22 protein-coding genes are annotated in these 18,443 nt (G+C 40.7%); 6 read left to right on the top strand and 16 right to left on the bottom strand.

The window, feature by feature from the left end; all coding sequences use genetic code 11:
• Window positions 1-181 precede the first annotated feature (181 nt).
• The 3 genes from PSPO_RS21020 (at window position 182) to PSPO_RS21030 (ending at window position 3,707) form a co-directional block, all read left to right on the top strand.
• Window positions 182-1,159 carry a helix-turn-helix domain-containing protein gene (locus PSPO_RS21020; protein WP_010558547.1) on the top strand — a complete coding sequence of 326 codons (978 nt, stop codon included), beginning with the start codon at window positions 182-184 and terminating at the stop codon, window positions 1,157-1,159.
• Between the two features lie 135 nt (window positions 1,160-1,294).
• Window positions 1,295-1,651, top strand: coding sequence for a hypothetical protein (locus tag PSPO_RS21025; RefSeq protein WP_010558546.1), 357 nt, complete (start codon window positions 1,295-1,297; stop codon window positions 1,649-1,651).
• 79 nt (window positions 1,652-1,730) lie between these two features.
• Window positions 1,731-3,707: a TonB-dependent receptor plug domain-containing protein gene (locus PSPO_RS21030; RefSeq protein ID WP_010558545.1), complete on the top strand. Its 1,977-nt coding sequence runs from the start codon at window positions 1,731-1,733 to the stop codon at window positions 3,705-3,707.
• A gap of 46 nt (window positions 3,708-3,753) precedes the next feature.
• Here PSPO_RS21030 and PSPO_RS21035 read toward each other — a convergent pair whose 3' ends face one another.
• The 7 genes from PSPO_RS21035 to PSPO_RS21065 form a co-directional block, all read right to left on the bottom strand.
• On the bottom strand, window positions 3,754-4,167 hold the full coding sequence (locus PSPO_RS21035) for a GNAT family N-acetyltransferase (protein ID WP_010558544.1): 414 nt from the start codon (window positions 4,165-4,167) through the stop codon (window positions 3,754-3,756).
• Between the two features lie 11 nt (window positions 4,168-4,178).
• The gene (locus PSPO_RS21040; RefSeq protein ID WP_010558543.1) at window positions 4,179-4,820 is read right to left on the bottom strand and encodes a glutathione S-transferase family protein; all 642 of its coding nucleotides are present in this window, start codon (window positions 4,818-4,820) and stop codon (window positions 4,179-4,181) included.
• Window positions 4,821-4,863: 43 nt separating this feature from the next.
• Window positions 4,864-5,505 (bottom strand): glutathione S-transferase family protein, encoded by a 642-nt coding sequence (locus PSPO_RS21045; protein ID WP_010558542.1) that lies wholly within the window; start codon window positions 5,503-5,505, stop codon window positions 4,864-4,866.
• A 15-nt stretch (window positions 5,506-5,520) separates the two neighbouring features.
• Window positions 5,521-6,150: a DUF6058 family natural product biosynthesis protein gene (locus tag PSPO_RS21050; RefSeq protein ID WP_010558541.1), complete on the bottom strand. Its 630-nt coding sequence runs from the start codon at window positions 6,148-6,150 to the stop codon at window positions 5,521-5,523.
• Between the two features lie 65 nt (window positions 6,151-6,215).
• Window positions 6,216-6,635 carry a hypothetical protein gene (locus PSPO_RS21055; protein WP_040642135.1) on the bottom strand — a complete coding sequence of 140 codons (420 nt, stop codon included), beginning with the start codon at window positions 6,633-6,635 and terminating at the stop codon, window positions 6,216-6,218.
• A 130-nt stretch (window positions 6,636-6,765) separates the two neighbouring features.
• Window positions 6,766-7,068, bottom strand: coding sequence for a hypothetical protein (locus PSPO_RS21060; protein WP_233430584.1), 303 nt, complete (start codon window positions 7,066-7,068; stop codon window positions 6,766-6,768).
• Between the two features lie 164 nt (window positions 7,069-7,232).
• Window positions 7,233-8,303, bottom strand: coding sequence for a DUF1254 domain-containing protein (locus PSPO_RS21065; RefSeq protein WP_010558538.1), 1,071 nt, complete (start codon window positions 8,301-8,303; stop codon window positions 7,233-7,235).
• 191 nt (window positions 8,304-8,494) lie between these two features.
• On the opposite strand from PSPO_RS21065, the gene PSPO_RS21070 reads away from it, so the two are divergent.
• Together PSPO_RS21070 and PSPO_RS21075 are read left to right on the top strand one after the other, a co-directional pair.
• On the top strand, window positions 8,495-8,962 hold the full coding sequence (locus tag PSPO_RS21070) for a hypothetical protein (protein ID WP_010558537.1): 468 nt from the start codon (window positions 8,495-8,497) through the stop codon (window positions 8,960-8,962).
• A gap of 470 nt (window positions 8,963-9,432) precedes the next feature.
• A complete protein-coding gene (locus PSPO_RS21075; protein WP_010558536.1) occupies window positions 9,433-11,052 on the top strand; it encodes a sensor domain-containing diguanylate cyclase in 1,620 nt (539 codons plus the stop codon).
• Between the two features lie 21 nt (window positions 11,053-11,073).
• Here the strand turns inward: PSPO_RS21075 and PSPO_RS21080 are convergent, their stop codons facing one another.
• The 3 genes from PSPO_RS21080 to PSPO_RS21090 are packed head-to-tail and all read right to left on the bottom strand — an operon-like array spanning window position 11,074 to window position 12,942.
• Entirely contained in the window at window positions 11,074-11,739 is a 666-nt protein-coding gene (locus PSPO_RS21080; protein WP_010558535.1) for a TVP38/TMEM64 family protein, read from the bottom strand.
• 8 nt (window positions 11,740-11,747) lie between these two features.
• Window positions 11,748-12,206 (bottom strand): DUF2141 domain-containing protein, encoded by a 459-nt coding sequence (locus PSPO_RS21085; protein WP_010558534.1) that lies wholly within the window; start codon window positions 12,204-12,206, stop codon window positions 11,748-11,750.
• Window position 12,207: 1 nt separating this feature from the next.
• Window positions 12,208-12,942 carry an SDR family oxidoreductase gene (locus tag PSPO_RS21090; RefSeq protein WP_010558533.1) on the bottom strand — a complete coding sequence of 245 codons (735 nt, stop codon included), beginning with the start codon at window positions 12,940-12,942 and terminating at the stop codon, window positions 12,208-12,210.
• 179 nt (window positions 12,943-13,121) lie between these two features.
• Between PSPO_RS21090 and PSPO_RS21095 the strand changes: the two genes are divergently transcribed.
• Entirely contained in the window at window positions 13,122-13,652 is a 531-nt protein-coding gene (locus tag PSPO_RS21095) for a Crp/Fnr family transcriptional regulator (RefSeq protein WP_010558532.1), read from the top strand.
• A gap of 159 nt (window positions 13,653-13,811) precedes the next feature.
• On the opposite strand, the gene PSPO_RS21100 is transcribed toward PSPO_RS21095, so the two are convergent.
• The 6 genes from PSPO_RS21100 to PSPO_RS21130 all read right to left on the bottom strand — a co-directional run bounded on the left by PSPO_RS21100 (window position 13,812) and on the right by PSPO_RS21130 (window position 18,128).
• Window positions 13,812-14,714 (bottom strand): hypothetical protein, encoded by a 903-nt coding sequence (locus tag PSPO_RS21100; protein ID WP_010558531.1) that lies wholly within the window; start codon window positions 14,712-14,714, stop codon window positions 13,812-13,814.
• A 68-nt stretch (window positions 14,715-14,782) separates the two neighbouring features.
• Complete coding sequence (locus tag PSPO_RS21105) at window positions 14,783-15,502, bottom strand: hypothetical protein (RefSeq protein ID WP_010558530.1); 720 nt, start codon at window positions 15,500-15,502, stop codon at window positions 14,783-14,785.
• 494 nt (window positions 15,503-15,996) lie between these two features.
• The gene (locus tag PSPO_RS21115; protein WP_010558528.1) at window positions 15,997-16,581 is read right to left on the bottom strand and encodes a hypothetical protein; all 585 of its coding nucleotides are present in this window, start codon (window positions 16,579-16,581) and stop codon (window positions 15,997-15,999) included.
• Between the two features lie 83 nt (window positions 16,582-16,664).
• Window positions 16,665-16,994, bottom strand: coding sequence for a hypothetical protein (locus tag PSPO_RS21120; protein WP_010558527.1), 330 nt, complete (start codon window positions 16,992-16,994; stop codon window positions 16,665-16,667).
• 18 nt (window positions 16,995-17,012) lie between these two features.
• The gene (locus PSPO_RS21125) at window positions 17,013-17,498 is read right to left on the bottom strand and encodes a hypothetical protein (RefSeq protein WP_010558526.1); all 486 of its coding nucleotides are present in this window, start codon (window positions 17,496-17,498) and stop codon (window positions 17,013-17,015) included.
• A 138-nt stretch (window positions 17,499-17,636) separates the two neighbouring features.
• Window positions 17,637-18,128, bottom strand: a complete 492-nt coding sequence (locus tag PSPO_RS21130) for a hypothetical protein (RefSeq protein WP_010558525.1) — start codon at window positions 18,126-18,128, stop codon at window positions 17,637-17,639.
• Window positions 18,129-18,443 lie beyond the last annotated feature (315 nt).

Here is an 18,443-nt window from a genome sequence, read left to right on the forward strand (position 1 = left end):
GCATAAATAATTTACTGGTCGATTAATCAATAAGCGGTATGCTAGAACGTAAAAAATTGCCGTTTTTTAGCAAAAATAAGTAAATGCAACTGTCAGTTGACAAGATTCCAAGCCAGCTTGCTAGTGTGCAACCGTTGAAATTCCTAAGCTAGAGGCAATTTAACAAACAGAGTAACGAACAATGATCTTATCCGAGAAAATAATTACATTAAGAAAGCAACTGGGCTGGTCACAAGAAGAATTAGCCGAAAAAATGGGCGTATCGCGCCAATCGGTTTCAAAATGGGAGAGCACCAACAGCATTCCTGATTTAAATAAAATTATCAAATTGGCCGAACTGTTTAATGTCTCAACCGACTTTTTGTTAAAAGACGAAATCGAAACGGCTGAACACTTAGAAGAGCGCGACAATGACTTAACACAAATTAGCCTAGAGCAAGCTATCGACTACGTAAACACCAAAAAAGCCCAAGCCATTCTCACGGCAAAAGGCGTCGCATTTTTTGTATGCTCGGCTGTGCCGTTGTTTTTTCTGTTGGCATTAGCCAATAACAACAGCATTGGGTTAAATAAAAATACCGCAGTGGTGTTTGGCATAATTTCAATTTTTATTCTAATTGCAGCAGGTGTGCGTTTGGTGATCCAAACCAATCAATATGAGCGTGCAATTGCTCCCATTGAAAAAGGTAAATTTGAATTGATGTATGGTGTGCATAGTGCCTTTAGTGAGAAAATCGACGCATTCACACCTAAGTACAACGGCAAAGTATCGCTCGCTGTGACCTTATTTATTACCAGTAGCATTCCATTATTGTTAGTTATTATGCTGATTGGTCGCACCGATTTAACCTTGCTGATGCTCGCCGCGTTATTGTTTATCGTAACCTTAGGTTTGTGGGTGATTATTCCCGCATCAAGTGAATATGAAGCCTATAAACATGTATTAAACGAAGGGGATAAAAACCGCGAACTCACCCAAAGTGAACGCAACGCACTAAAACTGGCACCGTTTTATTGGCCTTTAGTGGTCGCTATTTTCCTCGCATGGAGCTTATGGACAATGAACTGGGGCGTTACTTGGATTATTTGGCCTGTGGCAGCCGTACTATTTGCCGCGCTAGTGGGCTTGATGGGTTTAATGAGCAAAGACTTGGATTAGTGTTCACAGCATGCAACCTGTTTAATCACCAAGCTGGTTGCATGCTTTAAAGTATAAACAGCAGTCATTTAAAGAGAAACTTCACATTCCTTATAAAGCCTTTTAGAATGTCGCTGAATTTAATGTGAGAGCGATATGTTTAAACCATTCGTACAATTGGTTGTATTAATAACACTGTTATTTGCCTTTACTGGGCAAGCAGTGGCAAACCACTATGCGCGATCGGTAGAGTCACTTAATGACACTCACACTATTAGCTCGCAAATTGATGCCACGTCCAACGGCAGCGAAGAGAGCGACGACTGCTGCGATGTTGAATGCTGCGAAAGCGACTGTATTTGCCCAGCTAATACCTGCGCATCTTTTTTATATTTGTCACCGCTGGCACAGCATCCTGTGCAGCTCATTAATAACACGTTCCACCAACACTATATGAGCTCACCGCTCAGCCGAATAGAATCCCCATTTAGACCTCCCATTTTTAGTGCCTAGGGTTAGTCCCTTTAAAATCCGTTACAAAAGGTTTTAATGCACACTTTTTAGGCGTGCACGGCATATATTTGAGGTAAAAATGTACACACAAAAATCACGTTTAGCGCTCGCGCTAATGCTATCACCATCACTTTTAGTTGCTGGTGAAGGCCATCATGATGAGCATCATCACGAGCATGGCGAAAAGACAATTGAAAAAATCCAAGTGACCGCGTCCCGTTTAGGTCGCATCGTCACGGAATCAGCAACCCGTATTGAGCTAATAAACGGCGAAGAAATCCAAGAAAAAGCGCTAATGCGCCCAGGTAATATTTCAATGTTGGTGGCCGAAACAGGTGGCGTGCGAGTGCAAAATACATCGCCTGCGCTTGGCAGCGCAAATATTCGTTTACAAGGGTTATACGGCCGTTATACCCAGTTATTAAGCGATGGTTTACCACTTTATGGTGGTCAAACTGCCTCTATTGGTTTATTACAGATCCCGCCCACCGATTTAGCTAATGTGGAAATTATAAAAGGCCCAGCCTCATCGCTTTATGGCGGTTCAGCGTTGGGCGGCGTTATCAATTTAATTTCGCGTACACCAAACGATGAATATGAAGGCGAAGTACTACTGAACGCCACTTCAAAAGACGGGCAAGATATTACAGCCTATTTTGCCGCACCAGTTAACGATAAAACGCGTGTGTCAGTTACCGCTGGCGTGCACAATCAACACCAGCAAGACTTAGATAACGACGGCTGGTTAGATATGGCGGAGTATCAACGTGCCACTGTCAGACCGCGCATGTATTGGGAGAGCGAGCACGGAGCTAACCTGTATGTAACTGTTGGCGCGATGCACGAAACCCGTGAAGGCGGTACAAAACAAGGCGCAGTGATGCCAGATGGTAATCCGTACGCACAAAACCAAGATACACAAAGACTCGACACCGGTTTTATCTTCGATAGCCCACTGAGTGATGAGGTGAACCTCAATATTCGCGGCTCTGCAATGCAGCAAGATCATCAACATGTGTATGGCTCAGTATTGGAAGACGACAGTCATAAAAGCTATTTACTTGAATCAAGTGTCTCTGGCTACGTTGACTCTCTTGCATGGCTTGTGGGCGCTGCATATCAATCAGACAGATTTGAGTCTGATGACTTCGCTATGTTTAACTACAGCTATCATGTACCCGGGTTATTCTCTCAAATTGATTATGATGCAACGGATGATGTGTCGATGTCACTAAGTGCACGTAGTGATTGGCACAGCGAGTATGGCACCCAGTTTAGCCCGCGCGCATCCATACTCTATCGCCCTGAAAGCTGGACTATTCGCGGCTCATACGGAAAAGGTTTTTTTGCCCCTACGCCGTTTATTGAAGATATTGACGATACTGGTTTATCGCGTTTAGCACCGCTTGAAAACCTGCAAGAAGAAACCGCATCAACCGCATCCATTGATATTAGTTACACCCTTAATAACATTGAGTCGAGTGTTACCTTATTTTCCTCTGAAATCGATAATGTAACCGAGTTACAGCCCATCAACCCTGAAGAATTTGGTGGTAAAACGGTGCGCATCACTAATGCCGAGGGACAAACTGATATTCGTGGTGCGGAGTTATTACTGCGCTATCGCTGGCACGATATAAAACTGACCGGCAGCTACTTGTATCTTGATGCCAGTAAACAAAATAGCAATGGCATTGGTAGCACACCGCTTGATTTAACACCCAAGCATTCTGCAGGTGCAGTTATTATGTGGGAAGAGCATGGTCGTCATTTAGTAGGTTTTGAAGCTTACTATACAGGCACACAACACTTAGAAAATAACCCATACCGCGACAAGAGTGAGGCGTATTGGCACCTAGGTCTTTTAGGTCAAATTACCTTTGGCAGAGTGAGTTACTTTTTAAATGCAGAAAACTTACTCAATGTACGTCAAACAAAAACGGATTCGCTCGTGCTACCACAGCAAGACCCAAGCGGGCGTTGGACGACTGATATTTGGTCTCGCAATGATGGCTTTACAGTTAATGCGGGCATTCGAATTAAATTTGGTCACTAATCGTTAACTTAGCGTTGCAAAGCAAACATTGGGCTTGCTTTGCAACTTACTCTTTAATCGGAATAAATTTTTTTGTCATACCTTGGCTTTTCGGCGCTACTAATCGATAACCTAATTTTTCGTAAAAGGCTGGTTCATCAGCGATCATAGACACGTACGAGCCTTCAAGCGCGACCGATGCTAAATAGTTATCAATGTATTGCATCACCTCTCGGCCTAAACCGCAACCTTGATAGGCTGGGTCTACCGCAACATCCACCACTTCAAAATTGCACGCGCCATCTCCAACTACTCGCCCCATTGCAATTAACTGCTTACCATCGCGTATCGAAATGCCGTACAAACTATTCGGTAATGCAATGCTTGCCGCTTTTAGCGATTTTGCAGAAAGACCTGCTTTAATGCGCATCTCGCAAAACTCCTCGGGGCTTGGTACGGTTTCTTGATAAATTAACGCCATAATCACGCTCGCTACGATTGATAATCGAGAAGGCTTAACCCTTCTTTTTCACACACCGTTTTAATCGCACTGTGCTGTGCGAGGTTTTTTAAAAAACGCGCTAGGTTATTAAACGCAAGCGGTGGCTTTTTAAATTCATCAGCCCACACGCACAACATAAATAAGAAAAAATCACAGGCCGTAACACTTTGCCCAACCAAATAATTTTTATGTTTTAGTTCATTATCAAGCAGCGCGAGCATATCGGTAATACGTGCTTCTTGCGCCTCAACAATCTGAGTTGCATTTTGTGCATCTAGGGTGTGTTTTTCAGGGTAAAAGTACACCATAAGTTCGGCTTGAATCGTATTGGTTAAATACATCATCCACTGGAAAAATACCGGGCGATTAATATCACCTAATGGCGGGATCAAATTTGCATCTGGGTGATTTTCAGCTAAGTGAATGCAAATGGCAGGGCTTTCAAAAATAGCAGTGCCGTTATCAATTAAGGTAGGAATGCGCCCCGCAGGGTTTAATGCCAAATACTCTATTGTTTTTTGTTGGTTATTTTTTCTGTCGACCTTAATCAACTCATACTCTACGCCCAGCGCTTCAAGTATAAAATGCGGTGCCATACTGGCGTTAAGTGGATAATAATATAACTGATACACAAAACCTTCCTTTGAATGTGATTGCCATCGATAAATCATAGGGTTAGAAGTCTTCTCGGGCTTTTAGTTCGGTAAAATCACTCATCACCCAAGTTTTATAACCGGGGCGAGATTTAAGATCGTGATACCAATCACTTACATGTTCTGGCAAGGGTATCTCTAAACCTTGCGACGTTAATCGGTAAATCACCGCGCCAACAACAATATCTGCAAGTGAAAGCGTATTTCCTGCTAAGTAAGAGGTTTGCTGCAATTGCTTATTAATCGTTGCTAAACAATTAATGCAACTGTCTAAATGACGGTTGACAATCACCATATCGCGCTTGTTAGGCGGCATTCGGTAATATGCCCAAAAAGTGCCCATAAAAGCAGGCTGAAAAATGGTTTGCGACCAATCGAGCCAACGTTCATACAGCGAACGCTCAAACGCGCATGTCGGATACCACGTTGGGCTACCGTATTGTGCGGCTAAATACCTCAATATAGTATGCGACTCCCAAACAGCTCGGCCGTTATCAACTAATACAGGTACTTTCCCCATCGGGTTGAGCTGTTTAAACTCGCTATTGTCTAAACCACCAAAACGACCACCTAGCTCAATATGCTGAAAGTCGAGATTAAGTTCAGTTAAAAGCCACAGCACTTTTTGCACATTAAACGAGGTAGTACGACCATAAAGCTTCATTATGCAGTCCTGTAATTAAAGTTGGTATTTACGTCTTACTTTATCCACTAAACGATGACGAGAACTGTTGTTTCGCTCATGCGGCGCAAACAGAGCACTGGCACCATCAAGCAAATTAACCGCTTGATCAAGTTGTGTCAGTTGAGCGTTAGTTAAATTTTCTTGCTCGGTAAGTTCATTAATAATCACGATAGCAAACTCTTTTGCAGCAATGTCCTCTGGCAAACCAGACTGCGTACACAAACCATAAATGCCGTTTTGAAAATGCTGCCACTCGCTTTCAATATGTTGCGATAAACCATCATTTACTTTGCTATTTTGCGATGCAAACCCTTGTGCTTTAAGTTCGGCTATCGCGTTTTGATAACGTCTAGAGAACAAGTCATAAGCTGAGCGCTCATCACTTATAGACTGCAAATTACCAAGCCAAGCGGTATAGCCTTTGGCATAATATTCCACTGTGTGTGCCTCGGCATGTATGCCAAAAAATGAGTCGCTTTCAACATTCAGCGCCAATTTATATGAGCACTTTGGCATAAGCCCATTAGACTGCCACTGTTCAAACACACTTTCAGGTATTTTGCTTAGCTCAAGTAGTTGTTGCTTGGTATAAAAGTGTTCGTTTAAATAATTAATTAGTTCCAAAATAGTTACTCAATATGCAATGCGCTAAACCTAACTCAAACGGCTTAGTTGAAATCTATAAAACATTATAAAGTTGCCCATGTTTGTTTAATGCCAATCAAATGCACTAGACCAAATACTAAGCAAATCAGTGAACTCCAAAGCCAAAATTCGGGGCTTCGTCCGATAGGGGATGAAATAAAGAAAAAGCCCGCAATGCCGCGTGCCAAATATATAAACGTAATTAAAATCAGCGCCAAGCGCAGTAAAGGTAACTTTATAAATAGTCCTGCCGCAGAAAACGCATAGACAGACCAAATTGCGAGCACCACAAAAATAACACTCGTAATAAGCGCAGGTTGATGACTGCCTTGCTCGGCAAGCCTTGCCATTTGTTCACCTGCGCCCAACATACGATACCACGGCGCACCAAAATAAATGCACGCCAAATGCAACAAGGCGGCGCAAGCACTTAACCCGCCTGCAATTAACAAAAATACGTTCATATTTGCCTCATTTTGCTTGGCTAGCAACAACTTACGTTGCACGTTATTTCGCCATTAACACAATTTTGGTAGCCTGTTAACTCTTACTATGTTGCTAACCTAATTGCCTGCTAAGTTAGCTCACTTAGCATCAATATCCCCAAATAATGCATACCAGACTTAGCAACACGCCACTAATAATAAGGCTTTGCTGTATTTTTGAATTCACTAATGTGGGTAATTTATAAGACGCTGAAAACAGTTTGCCAATCGGCGTAAAAAAGGTTTTTGGTGCTAAACCAAGGCCGATAAGAATAAGAAAAACAGCAACTATGTTTATCAGATCTCGAATATGTAGGTCGTAATAGAAAAAATCATAAATTCCGGTGGCTAAAACTAAACCACCAATTAAAAAACAAATTACCGTAGCAGTTTGTTCTTTTTCATCATTCACATTCAATGTGTATAACTCCTTTTTTGAAAAATTTTATAACACAGTTGTTAACAAGTTGTCACTATAAAGAGTTTTTAAACACATTACCGAAACCCTAAAACGAGAAAAGAGCTATTAAAGCTCTTATCGGCGACCATCAACCTCAAAACCATAGAAGAATAGCGTTACTCTAACGATTCAATTTTTATATTAGCTTCCGCTTCTTTCATATAATTCATAATGTCATCAACACTTTTCGGTGCATACAAGCGAATTAAAATAGTCCAGCCCTTTACCACATCAATATTATTGGCTTTTTCGGGCGCGTTAAAATAAAAGGTGTAGGTCCCGTCATCGTTGGCTTGTGCTGTAGTATTATTAAGCGCGAAGTTTTCCTTAACAATCCAACCTTTTTTGTCGTATGTGGTAACTGAAAAGAACCCGCCTTTTTCATAATTTAATGGCGGTGGGGGCAATGTTAATTTACTTGGGGCCCCCTCTCGTGCCTTACCTGTTGGCTGAATCGTATTCAAATACGCTGCATCTTTAATAGGTAAACCAAAAATACCCACTGCCGATGCAATTAAAAACTGCTTGTCTTCAACCTCTTCTTTCTTACCAAAATAGAATTCGGGCTTATCTGCTTCTGCCATTCGAGCTTTAAGCCTTTTGCGCGTTTCATCTAAGCTGGTTTGATCAAAACCTTTCGCTTTATAGGGATTAGCAGAATTACTTTTTATCTCAACACTATTTTGATGTTTATGTGCCTCCAAATATCCCGCTTCATCAATCGTTCGAACACCAGTTCGCATATTTAAAAATAAGTGGTTGCCAAGCGCTACATCTTTTGGTGTAAATGTTTTTTGCTCTCCAGGATAAATAGACGCAATGGTATATTGATTCTCATCAATAACTTGAATCACTGAAAACACATCCCAATCGGGGTTTATTAATGTTGCCCCTTTTGAAATATCTACAACCGCATGGCTGTACATAACATCGCGGTTTTCTCGCACAACAAACTGATTATCGATACTCGACATTGCCCGAGAATGTCTAAACGTGTTTACCTCATATTCGTTAGAGTGATTCAGCATGTATAGATCTGTTTCGGCAATGGTAAAGTTCCGTTCATCAACAATAATCTTCCCATCATCTGTATATTGAAATACATATGAAGGCTTTGCTTTTCCCTCGTCGCAACCAACTATATTTAGTAATGTAATAACCAAAACTAGTAACTGTAAAAATTTCAAAGCGCCTCCTTAACAAACAATCAAACTTTTCGCTATTTATCCAATCGTGGTGTCATTAATACAACCATATTATTTGTATAACACAGATGAATAAAAAACACACAACACACACTTAAATATATAATATTATTTAAAAATCTTTTTCTGATATACTCACGTAATTAACACGATTAAATATACGATGGCATAAAGTGAAGCTAAAACTGATCATATGCATTTTCTTTTTATCTACAGCTAACGTTGTATTTGCAAGTCAACTCAAACCCTTTACCAGTGATGGTTGCAGCGCCTTTCCCGACGGAACGTTTGAACAAAACAGTCTTTGGCTCAACTGCTGTGTTGCGCACGATTTAGCATATTGGCAAGGTGGCAGTTATCAGCAACGTAAAGATGCCGATATGGCACTTAAAATATGTGTTGCCGAAGTGGGTGAAAAACAAATAGCAAATTTAATGTTGGCAGGCGTACGCGTTGGCGGCACTCCATTTTTACCTACCACATTTCGCTGGGGCTATGGCTGGCCTTACCCTAGAATGTATGGCGAGCTAACCTTAGATGAACAAAAGCAAGTTGCCGAGAAACTTAAACAATTACCCAAAAACAAAGCCATGCTTACAACATCAAATAAAGCGGTGTTGTTACGCGATCTATTGAAGTAAGCTGTTTTTTGTTGGCTTTGCGTTATCAGCCAAAAATTGGCAGACAACGGCGCGAGTGAAATGCTTGAACAATCCAGCGTACATCTTAATGAGAACTCTCGTAAATTCATGGTATAACTCGAGTTTAAAATTGGCACTTAATGCAAAACTTCATTGAGTGCCAACCAATCTCCACTCACTCAGGTTAAATACAGCTTACCGTAAGTGTAAAGCCCCATTACACTTCCTGCACAGAAGTAAAACGACTAATCACCTTTGGTACCCCCTCCTCTTTTAGCCAAATATTAGAGTAAAAATTTAACGCAAAAAATCAGAGTAAATAGGCGCTAAAAGCGCGTTCGTTAATAACGCTTGAAATTGACGATTTACACTCGCTTGCTCGGCGCAAAGTTAAATACTTTCCTATACTCATAAATACGTGTGTTAAGCCACATCGCGCTACTCTCACATTTTTTGCTACAGGCTTGTATATGTTTAATTTTATCGCGCGAAGTTTGCGTATTAAGTTACTACTTGTATTCGTGATTATGCTACTTGCATTTTCAAGCGTGCACTTGGTGATCCGCCAGTATTGGACCATTCCGCAACTAGTCGCACTGGAAGTAGAAAAAGATAAAAAGGATATTTACAAACTCAATTCTGCACTGCTTAGAGTGTACAACGAACTTGAAATGCTAGTGTACGATAACGCCGTGTGGGATGAGCTTTACAACGTGATCCTGACGCGTGATTTGGACTATTTGGAAACTAACTTTTTTATTCCTAAATCGTTTGTTTCACTAAAAATAAATGGCATGAGTTTTTTTGATAAAAACCAAATGCTAATTGACGAATTAGCGATAGATCAAAACAACAATCCGCTATCAAGTTCCCCTTTTAAATCACTGCCGCCAAGCCTTAAAAAAAACTTGCTGATCAGCAAGCAAGAAGTGATAAACAACGGACAACAAACACTGTTTAAACAAGGGCTAATTACCCTTAATGACAGACTTATTTTGTTCGTAAGCGGGAGTGTTTTACCATCATCTGGCGTGGGTGACTTAGCCGGCACAATGTTAGTTTGGAGTTATTTTGATGGCAAAATTGCGCACCAACTTAGCGAAATAACCCAAACTACAATAACTGCCGCGCAAGCTGACACTTTCTCCGCCTCAACGCCTGTTATCGATTTTAACCAGCTGGATGCACAAACTCATATTCGCACCAAACTTTCGAATATTCATGTGAAATTTAATGACATATTCAATAAGCCAGCGTTGATCCTGAGTTATCCCACACCCAAGCGAATGTTTGATGACAGCCCGTTTGAAATGTCGATGGTTATGGCGCTATTAATGTCGTTGGTCGTACTGCTTATTATCTATTTTATTCTTACCGTTATGATTATTGAACCGCTCAATAAGCTCAAAGCCACCGTCAGGGAAGTAATGGATCGCGGTAATTTTCAACTCACAACAAACTTAGAACGCACCGACGAAATAGGCCGTTTAGCGCTGCTTATTGATGTGTTATTTAATAAAGTACATGTGCAACAACATGCGCTAAAACATAACAACCGCCAATTAAAACGATTAAGTGATACCGATCCGCTCACTGGCATTGCTAACCGCCGCGCCATGATGCAAGTGTTAGAACAATTAACACCATCGGCTATGCCAATTAGTGTGATCATGCTAGATGTTGATTACTTTAAAAAATTCAACGATAGCTACGGCCACCAGCAAGGTGACTTGGCGTTAAAACACGTGGCTAAAACCTTAAAACACCATACTCGCCGACAAAATGATGTAATTGCTCGCTATGGCGGCGAAGAGTTTGTGGTTGTGCTGCTCAACACGTGCCAAAGTGATGCGCGCAATATGGCATACGCCATACGTGAAGCAATAGAGGAACTTGCCATTGAGCATAAAACGTCTTTGATTTCGCAATTTTTAACCGCCTCAATTGGCGTTAGCTGTTGCGATGAGTTTGATAGCTTTTCTATTGAAACGCTATTTCACCAAGCTGATAGCGCACTATATAAAGCCAAAGAGCAAGGCCGAAACTGCGTAGTAGATTACAACAGCGAAATGCACAAACATGCAGTTTAGCCTCAACTCGTTTAACACTCTTTAGGTTAATAGCTGACGTTTCGCTTTCGTTACTTTGCTAAACACAAACCAACCACTCCAAAATAACGCGGTTAAACCAATCGCGGTAAAAATTGCAGGTTTGGGATCTTCAACCGAACTAATTGAACCTGCATAACAGGCAATAACAGCATAAGGTACCGTACTCACCAACCACAAAATGCAAAACTTCATAAAAGGCATTTTGGTCATACCCGCCATACACGCTGAAACTTCGGGCAAAATTGGCGTCGCTCTTGAAAGTAAAATCACTACTGCGCCATGTTGCTGAAACATATTAACTGTATCAGCTCGTTTTTGCTGATCGTTTACTAAAAAGTTCAAAAGAAAGTGACCGTAACGCCTACTTAAGCCATAACCACAACCTCCCGCAAGGATCAAGCCTATTACAGCGCTTATCGAACCAACTAATGGGCCAAGAAAAAACCCTGCTAGTAACATCACAGTTAACGTTGGAATAGCAATAAATAAGTCTGCAAACAGCAGTAATACAATAACAACGCAAACATAAATTGCATCAACCGATTTGGCCATTTCAAACCACGCTTCTACTTTTGAGACGGTTACCAAGCCGGTTGATTTTAAAACAACAAAAGTCGAGGCAAAAAATATCGCTAATGTCAGCATAACCTTAACTAAAGAAGTCATATTTCCTCCTACGGATAAATAACCGGAATTGTCAGTGATAATGTTTGGCTATCACCCACTATCGCAGCGTTTTTAAACGTAGGCGCTCCCCGCCAACTTAACGTGGCACCGTTTGAAAAGCCAAGTCCCTCTGAAGGAATAATGCCAGTCCAATTCTTGGTGACTTTACGGTCGCCAATTTCGTCGTGCAGCACTTTCACCGCAAACACTGGTAACTCAAGCTCAAGGTGAAAGCGCAATTGCGTGTTATCAGCAGGTGTTGCTAATGTGTAAATTGCTTTATCATGCTGTTTGGGAAAACCAGTCTCATTAAAAATCATCAATACAATGTCGCCAGGGCGTGATGTATCAATGTTTGTCACGTGTACGGTTAGCTCGCTTTTATTTGCCTGTGTCACAGGCGCAAACGTTAATGCCGATGTTACGCTTGCGAGTATCGCTTTTCGTTTTATAAACTGTTTTAACATATCAGTATCCTTTCATCATGTTGTAAGCCATTGAGGGAAAACACCGTAATAATCCACGCAATAACTTAACTTTGCCGATATTGTTTTCTAATCGCTTGGTTTCTATACCGCGAATAATCTCGCGAGCAGCGTGCTGTGCAGTTATTTTGCCGCTCCCCCGCCCTTTGGTCATAGACGTATCCACTAATGGTAAAAATGCCTGCAACACCTCAACATTGGTGTTGGCTAATTGGTAGCCTAGGCTTTTTGAAAAGGTGTTAACCGCCGCTTTACTGGCACAATACACCGCCGAGTTTGTTTTTGGAGCAAGCGCCAATCCCGAGTTAATGTTAACGATATAAGCGGACGAAGTGCTTTTCTGTAATGCGGCTAAAAACAAATAACTAAACGCACACACCGCGGTAAAATTAACATCCACTTCGGTGCGTAACATGCCATAGTTGAACATTGGGTCGGTAAAACAGGCTATGTTTTGAATTGCCGCGTTATTAATCAACACATCAATTTCACCATGGCGCTGCGTAATGTTATTCACCACCGACACATAACTTTCAGGCTGTGCTAAATCACACTCGTAGGCCATAAGCGATTTAAATTCGAGCGCTAATGGTTTTAGCCGCTCACTGTTTCGCGCTATCACCAATACGGTGTTGTACGCAGCCAGTTGTTTAGCCAATTGATAGCCAATTCCCGACGTGCCGCCCGTCACCACTATGGTTTTATTGATAAGCTTCATAGTTTCCCTTTTATGCCATTTGAAATTGGCATTAACACTATGCAAACAGGCAATCAGCGGCATTAACCTAGGTTAAAAATCACAAAAAACTGATCAAAAAAGGCAATTAGTTTGTAGAATAGCTAAAACGTGTTGACCGTTACGCGCTAATAAGCAAAAGGATATGGGAAATAAAAAGGATGAATTTAGAAGAGTTTATAGCAAAACATGGCGTAGCGCAGTCGATCGAAAAAGGGCAACATGTGTTCTACCAAGGCGACTCAAGCAATTGCCTTTATTTTGTAAAAAGCGGCCTGCTCAAAGCCTATTACTTAAGTGATGATGGTAAAGAAACCATAAAATCATTTATTCAATGTAATAACGTGATTGGCAGTATTAGTGCGGTTACGGCAAACACACATTGCACGTTTAACTTAATTGCACTCGCGCCAAGCGAATTAATCCGTTTTAATTTTAACGACCTACAACATTGTATCGCGCAATCTCATACGCTAGCGCAAAGCGTCATTGCCATGCTGTTAAATCACTCAATGAAAAAAGAGCAGCGCGAATTTGAGTTTTTAATGCTGCCAGCAGAAGAACGCTATACGCGCTTTAAAGAAAAAGAACCCGAACTTGTTAACAAGCTTACACAAAACGACATCGCAAAATACCTTGGCATTACCCCTGTTGCACTAAGCCGAATTAAACACCGCTCCACGGGGGTGTAATGGTAACTCAAGTTTTTAATATATGAAGTAAATACACAGCTAGAAATATGATTGTTAGTTAGCTTGCCGAAAAGAGTTAAAGCTGGTTTGTCGCACCGGCTACAGCGAACTGCTTTTGTCCTTTAAACGACTTATTAGCATACAAAGTACGAGCATCGGTTATATTAACTTTGACAGCCAGTGCATAACATTTAGTAAAAATTGTTCATTTTGTTCCGCGCCGTTAGATACTAAACCGTATTTTTTTCCTGTTGAAGCTACAAATTGTGACGAGAACATCATGCCCTCAGAAAACACCGCAACCCGCCCTTCTCCTACTTCCAAAACAGCGCCTTGATGCCAACCATTCATTGATACCCTAGGAGTTTTCGCATTTATTTGAAAAGGAATCTTTGGCACAACAGACGTTGCCCTTTTACCCAAAGTTAAAAGAGGTTGTGCTTTCGCTGGTATTTGAAAAGCAGAACCACCAAACGACTTAACTTGAGTGATTCGCTCTGATTGAGAGTCGCCTTGGGTAATCGAATGTTCCGCAAGGGATTTATCATCGATACGAAACAACGCATCACGAACATGACCATTACTAAATTCAAAGCCAAAAGCAGATGATAGGTTCTCTATCACTTTTGGAAAAGGGGTGTGATCGGCAACTAAAAAAAGAGAGCCTCCCTGTATTACCCACTGTTTAACGGCTTCAACTTCACTACTGTTAAATGCATCATCGAACGGGGGAGTCCAGTCGCGTCTATTTTTATCTAGCGCATTGGCTACCACCAATACATTCACTTGTTGCAAATACGCTAAAGTGAACTTTTCATTACTAGATTTGACCGTATAACCATCACTAGACAGAACTTGTGCAAAAGGCTTGTATCGACCATTTTTTGTCAGAAAATTATTATGAGCCTCATCAATAAATACCACAGGGCTATTAGATTGCGAAAACGTTTTTTTAATATTCTTAGGAACAAAATCAGGGTCGGCTTGTTGTTCACTATCCGAGCAAGACATCACTGCCACTAAAGAAAGCCCTAAAAAGATTGTTTTACAGACAGATTTCATTTAAATATTCCATATCATTTAGTTCGCTGTAGGGTGAAGTGCACCAACGCCTTTAACAGCTAATCGTGTTAGACATTTTTGCGAAAAACCCGCTTAACAAGCTGATCTGGTGGTGACAGATTACAACTTCTTACACTTTGAGCGCCCCCCCATGCTTTCAGCACTTTGTTTTCACCAGATAGACCACCAAGTAACAACTGAAAAGAAATCTGCTCTGCTAATACTTGACCTGAAGCTCGGTCATTTACCCAAAACATAAATGGCCTGATGTCATATTCATCAACTTCACCATATGCGTAAAGTATGTTGTATCGTGCTAGGTAATCGTCATCATGAACTCGAGTAATATCACAGTTCCCTAGAAACGTTTGACCAGCTTGTTCTACAGTTTTTACTGAGATCCGAGTATTTTCATAGCAACTTTGCGATTCTAGCTTTCCATTTTTTCTATTATATTTGTACCGCACTTCACTAATATTAGTTGGCTCCAATAGTAGCCGTTGCAATACATATGAAGGTCCGTATATCTGATCTAACACTGGAAGATCTGCAGAACCAATAAGTATATTAGAGTCATGCCCACCAGATATTACTTTTTGGCTCGCTATGTTAGCCCGAATGCCAAATGAGTGTTCACCAAGATTTACTTCTCCAACAGCTGAGTTATCAATAATAAATTCAGATGAATACTGTAAGCACCGAGACTTAAATTCTTGGATCTTTTCTTCATCGGACATGCCACAGCCACTCAAGCAGACAAATGCCACAAGAGCTAATAACTTATTCATTAGATGCACTCCTTGCCTAACGCCTCGCTAAACAGCTTGTTATGTGCCCTAATACACCGTCTTAATGTGGTTATAAAAAATAACTTCGCACGGTAACGAGTCACATATAAATTTCGCAGTTACTGTATCATATCCTGATTGATTCCTATGCTCCTTAAACCGAACTTCAAAATAGCCATCATCATTAGCAATTTTATATATGGCGTCGCCTAGGTTTTTAGGCAATATTTTCGATATATGCCCCGATTCGACTATTGGAGCTCCATCATCAAATTTTGACTTTATCAATTCAATCGTTTGGATTGAAACATCACCCTTGATCTCTATCGACTCAGAGCCAATAGAGCAGACGGAAAATAAAAACACTAAACAATGTAAAAAATATTTCATGGGCACAACGTCTTACTAATGGGCGCAAAAATGCTTGGCTAAAATTAGCGACGAAGGAGCACAAGCCAAGCGTTTTGCGTCCTTTTGAGTAACTTATTAGGTACTTATCGCTTGAGCTCATTTTTTAATTTGTTAGAAACAAGGTGCAACTGCTCTGAGTATCTGTTGAGGGTTTGTACATCACCAGAAATAAGAGCAGTTTTTGTTTCAGTGATTAAGTTTTCAAGCTCTATCTTGTATTCCACCAGAGCTTTTGAAGCTGATTCTTCTTGGTTAATACCTAGCATATTTAGCTTATCGCCGACAAATGGAATCTGCCTTACCTTATCCAAGGCTATATCTATCTTATCGAGATACTTAAAACCCAATGCCTGAGCGTCTGCTGTAATCTCACTCAGTTGCATGGACATATTTTGTACAGCCTCGATTGCTTCTTTATTATCAGCTAAGGTCTGAGCCGCATTCCGAGTCTTCGTAACATTTACGTATAAAAAGAAGAATAAGCAAACAAGTGTCAGTATAGTACCAAGACCAAACGTAAGCTCAGGTAACGTTTTGGTGAAACTGCTAAAAACAATAAGGAAGATACCAGTAAAACCAAAAGCAAGAGCAAAACCACCAATCCTATACAACTTAACTATAGAGTTCGAGAGCGTTTCACTCGATTTTAGTATATCGCTAATTGACATATGACCTCCTAACTAGATTTAGTACCTAACGCCGCCAGCAGAGGCGCAGCTTTGCTGCGTCCCGCTGACTGGCTTTGTTATACCTATATTAAGGTAAAGCCTACTGCTGTGTTTACGGTGTCTTTAACGACATTTAGCGCTGCATTTATAGCTTGTTCTACCGCTAAAACCCCAAGCCCCTCAATTGCTAGGAAAACGGTTCTACTAGCGTTTTTCTGTATCGAGAAATGCAATGCCGCTTCCTCATCATCGATTTGCCCTGATGCTTTTAGGGCTTCAATCATTACAAATGATTGTGCTAGCTTTTGGGTCTCAGATTTACCATATTCTTTGATACTTGGCCACTTCTCAGATAAAACACCTTGCATTGCGGACAACATGTTTCCTGCTAATTCTTCTGCATTAATACTCATATTATTTCTCCAATTTAATTAGTCTTCGCCACGTTTCTTTTCAAGTTCAAGCTTTAGTATTGCAGTAAAGCTTGAATTAAATGCATTTCTAAGTGGGGTAATTTCATTAGCACTGATACATTTAAGCTCGCCACTAGATTTTGACTTCTTATCCTTAAGTTTATGTAAAGACTCTAAGCTATCTAAACTGCTATCAAGCAAAGACACTTGCTGCACGGTGATGTCATTTTTTGGAATTGCCTCAGCTCGAACTTTTATAGCACTCAAATCAACTTTCGACTCACTGTAGAATTTCGAATTTTTATCATAGCTACACTCTGGAAGTCCGTCTTTTGCTTCCAGATCAGTTAGAAATGTTTCGAATTTCCTTTGAAGAGCTGTGACATTTTTGTCAGTCGTTTCGTCGTATGACGCTATCAATTTTACTGCGCACCCCGAAACTACAAACAACATCGAGGCTAATAGTATCGCGCTTAGCGGGGTGGTGGTTTTTAACATCTTCATAGATTCCCTCCTTTAGGGAAGTTGTTTTGTAATTAGGTATAACGCCCCACTAAGAGGCAAATAAATGTTTGGCTAAAATTAGCGACGCAGGAGCAAAAGCCAAACTTTATTTGTCCTGCTTGAGTGGCTTGTTAGCTTTTACCTCAGGCAAAACTTTGGCCACCCTTTATTTAAGCGCCACCATGCTTCTACAGCATACCGCAATTCGTAGCTATCTATACTTTTTAAACCGACCTTCCATTCATAATCACAGAATGGCGACTCATTGATAACACATCCTAGCTTTACAGTGTCAACGTGCCCCATATTGAATAAGTGCTGCTTTAGTCGTTTATTAATATCTTCCTCAGTACCTGAGTATACGACATATGATTGAGAATCAACCTGTTCAATTAATGTAGTGCCTTTAGGTGGATTCTTTCTAATCCTTTTATTTTTGCCAGTGACTTCGGATATGGCATCTCGCATTTCAGCAGCAGGCATTGTTGTTTCTATCCAGTAGACACCAGGAGATGACGGAACTATTTCATCGATGCAAGTTGTATTAATTACTGGAATAGACTGCTTGGACAAATGTACTTCTTCACCAAATTTTGCTAGTAAATCTTTCAGTCTTTCAAGATTGCTCATTACTTCCTCCGTGAAAGCTAACAATTTAATATCGACCCATTGGGTCGTTTTCCTGAATATAGGAGAAACGCATAGCAACTGAGCATAAAATCAGTGCTGAAAAATAATTTTTTATGGCCGTTTTTCGCGCATTGCCAACTTTGCAGACTGTTGCTAAAAGTCTTTTCCGCTCAACTAAACCCCAAAGCAAAGTTATGAACGCGAGAAAAGAACTTCACGTAAAAGGGCTTACATGGATGACTAGCGCGTTACTTGCTGACGTTTATCTGATTTAACTTAAGCATTAAAACAGCAAACATGTATTGCTAACAATTA

Source organism: Pseudoalteromonas spongiae UST010723-006 (assembly GCF_000238255.3).
GTDB lineage: Bacteria > Pseudomonadota > Gammaproteobacteria > Enterobacterales > Alteromonadaceae > Pseudoalteromonas > Pseudoalteromonas spongiae.

Coding starts and splice junctions, on each gene's coding strand:
- PSPO_RS21125 (WP_010558526.1), bottom strand. CDS start 17,498: ATGAAGATGTTAAAAACCACCACCCCGCTAAGCGCGATACTATTAGCC.
- PSPO_RS21120 (WP_010558527.1), bottom strand. CDS start 16,994: ATGAGTATTAATGCAGAAGAATTAGCAGGAAACATGTTGTCCGCAATG.
- PSPO_RS21080 (WP_010558535.1), bottom strand. CDS start 11,739: ATGACTTCTTTAGTTAAGGTTATGCTGACATTAGCGATATTTTTTGCC.
- PSPO_RS21055 (WP_040642135.1), bottom strand. CDS start 6,635: ATGAACGTATTTTTGTTAATTGCAGGCGGGTTAAGTGCTTGCGCCGCC.
- PSPO_RS21085 (WP_010558534.1), bottom strand. CDS start 12,206: ATGTTAAAACAGTTTATAAAACGAAAAGCGATACTCGCAAGCGTAACA.
- PSPO_RS21020 (WP_010558547.1), top strand. CDS start 182: ATGATCTTATCCGAGAAAATAATTACATTAAGAAAGCAACTGGGCTGG.
- PSPO_RS21105 (WP_010558530.1), bottom strand. CDS start 15,502: ATGAATAAGTTATTAGCTCTTGTGGCATTTGTCTGCTTGAGTGGCTGT.
- PSPO_RS21025 (WP_010558546.1), top strand. CDS start 1,295: ATGTTTAAACCATTCGTACAATTGGTTGTATTAATAACACTGTTATTT.
- PSPO_RS21115 (WP_010558528.1), bottom strand. CDS start 16,581: ATGTCAATTAGCGATATACTAAAATCGAGTGAAACGCTCTCGAACTCT.
- PSPO_RS21075 (WP_010558536.1), top strand. CDS start 9,433: ATGTTTAATTTTATCGCGCGAAGTTTGCGTATTAAGTTACTACTTGTA.
- PSPO_RS21035 (WP_010558544.1), bottom strand. CDS start 4,167: ATGGCGTTAATTTATCAAGAAACCGTACCAAGCCCCGAGGAGTTTTGC.
- PSPO_RS21130 (WP_010558525.1), bottom strand. CDS start 18,128: ATGAGCAATCTTGAAAGACTGAAAGATTTACTAGCAAAATTTGGTGAA.
- PSPO_RS21090 (WP_010558533.1), bottom strand. CDS start 12,942: ATGAAGCTTATCAATAAAACCATAGTGGTGACGGGCGGCACGTCGGGA.
- PSPO_RS21095 (WP_010558532.1), top strand. CDS start 13,122: ATGAATTTAGAAGAGTTTATAGCAAAACATGGCGTAGCGCAGTCGATC.
- PSPO_RS21045 (WP_010558542.1), bottom strand. CDS start 5,505: ATGAAGCTTTATGGTCGTACTACCTCGTTTAATGTGCAAAAAGTGCTG.
- PSPO_RS21100 (WP_010558531.1), bottom strand. CDS start 14,714: ATGAAATCTGTCTGTAAAACAATCTTTTTAGGGCTTTCTTTAGTGGCA.
- PSPO_RS21030 (WP_010558545.1), top strand. CDS start 1,731: ATGTACACACAAAAATCACGTTTAGCGCTCGCGCTAATGCTATCACCA.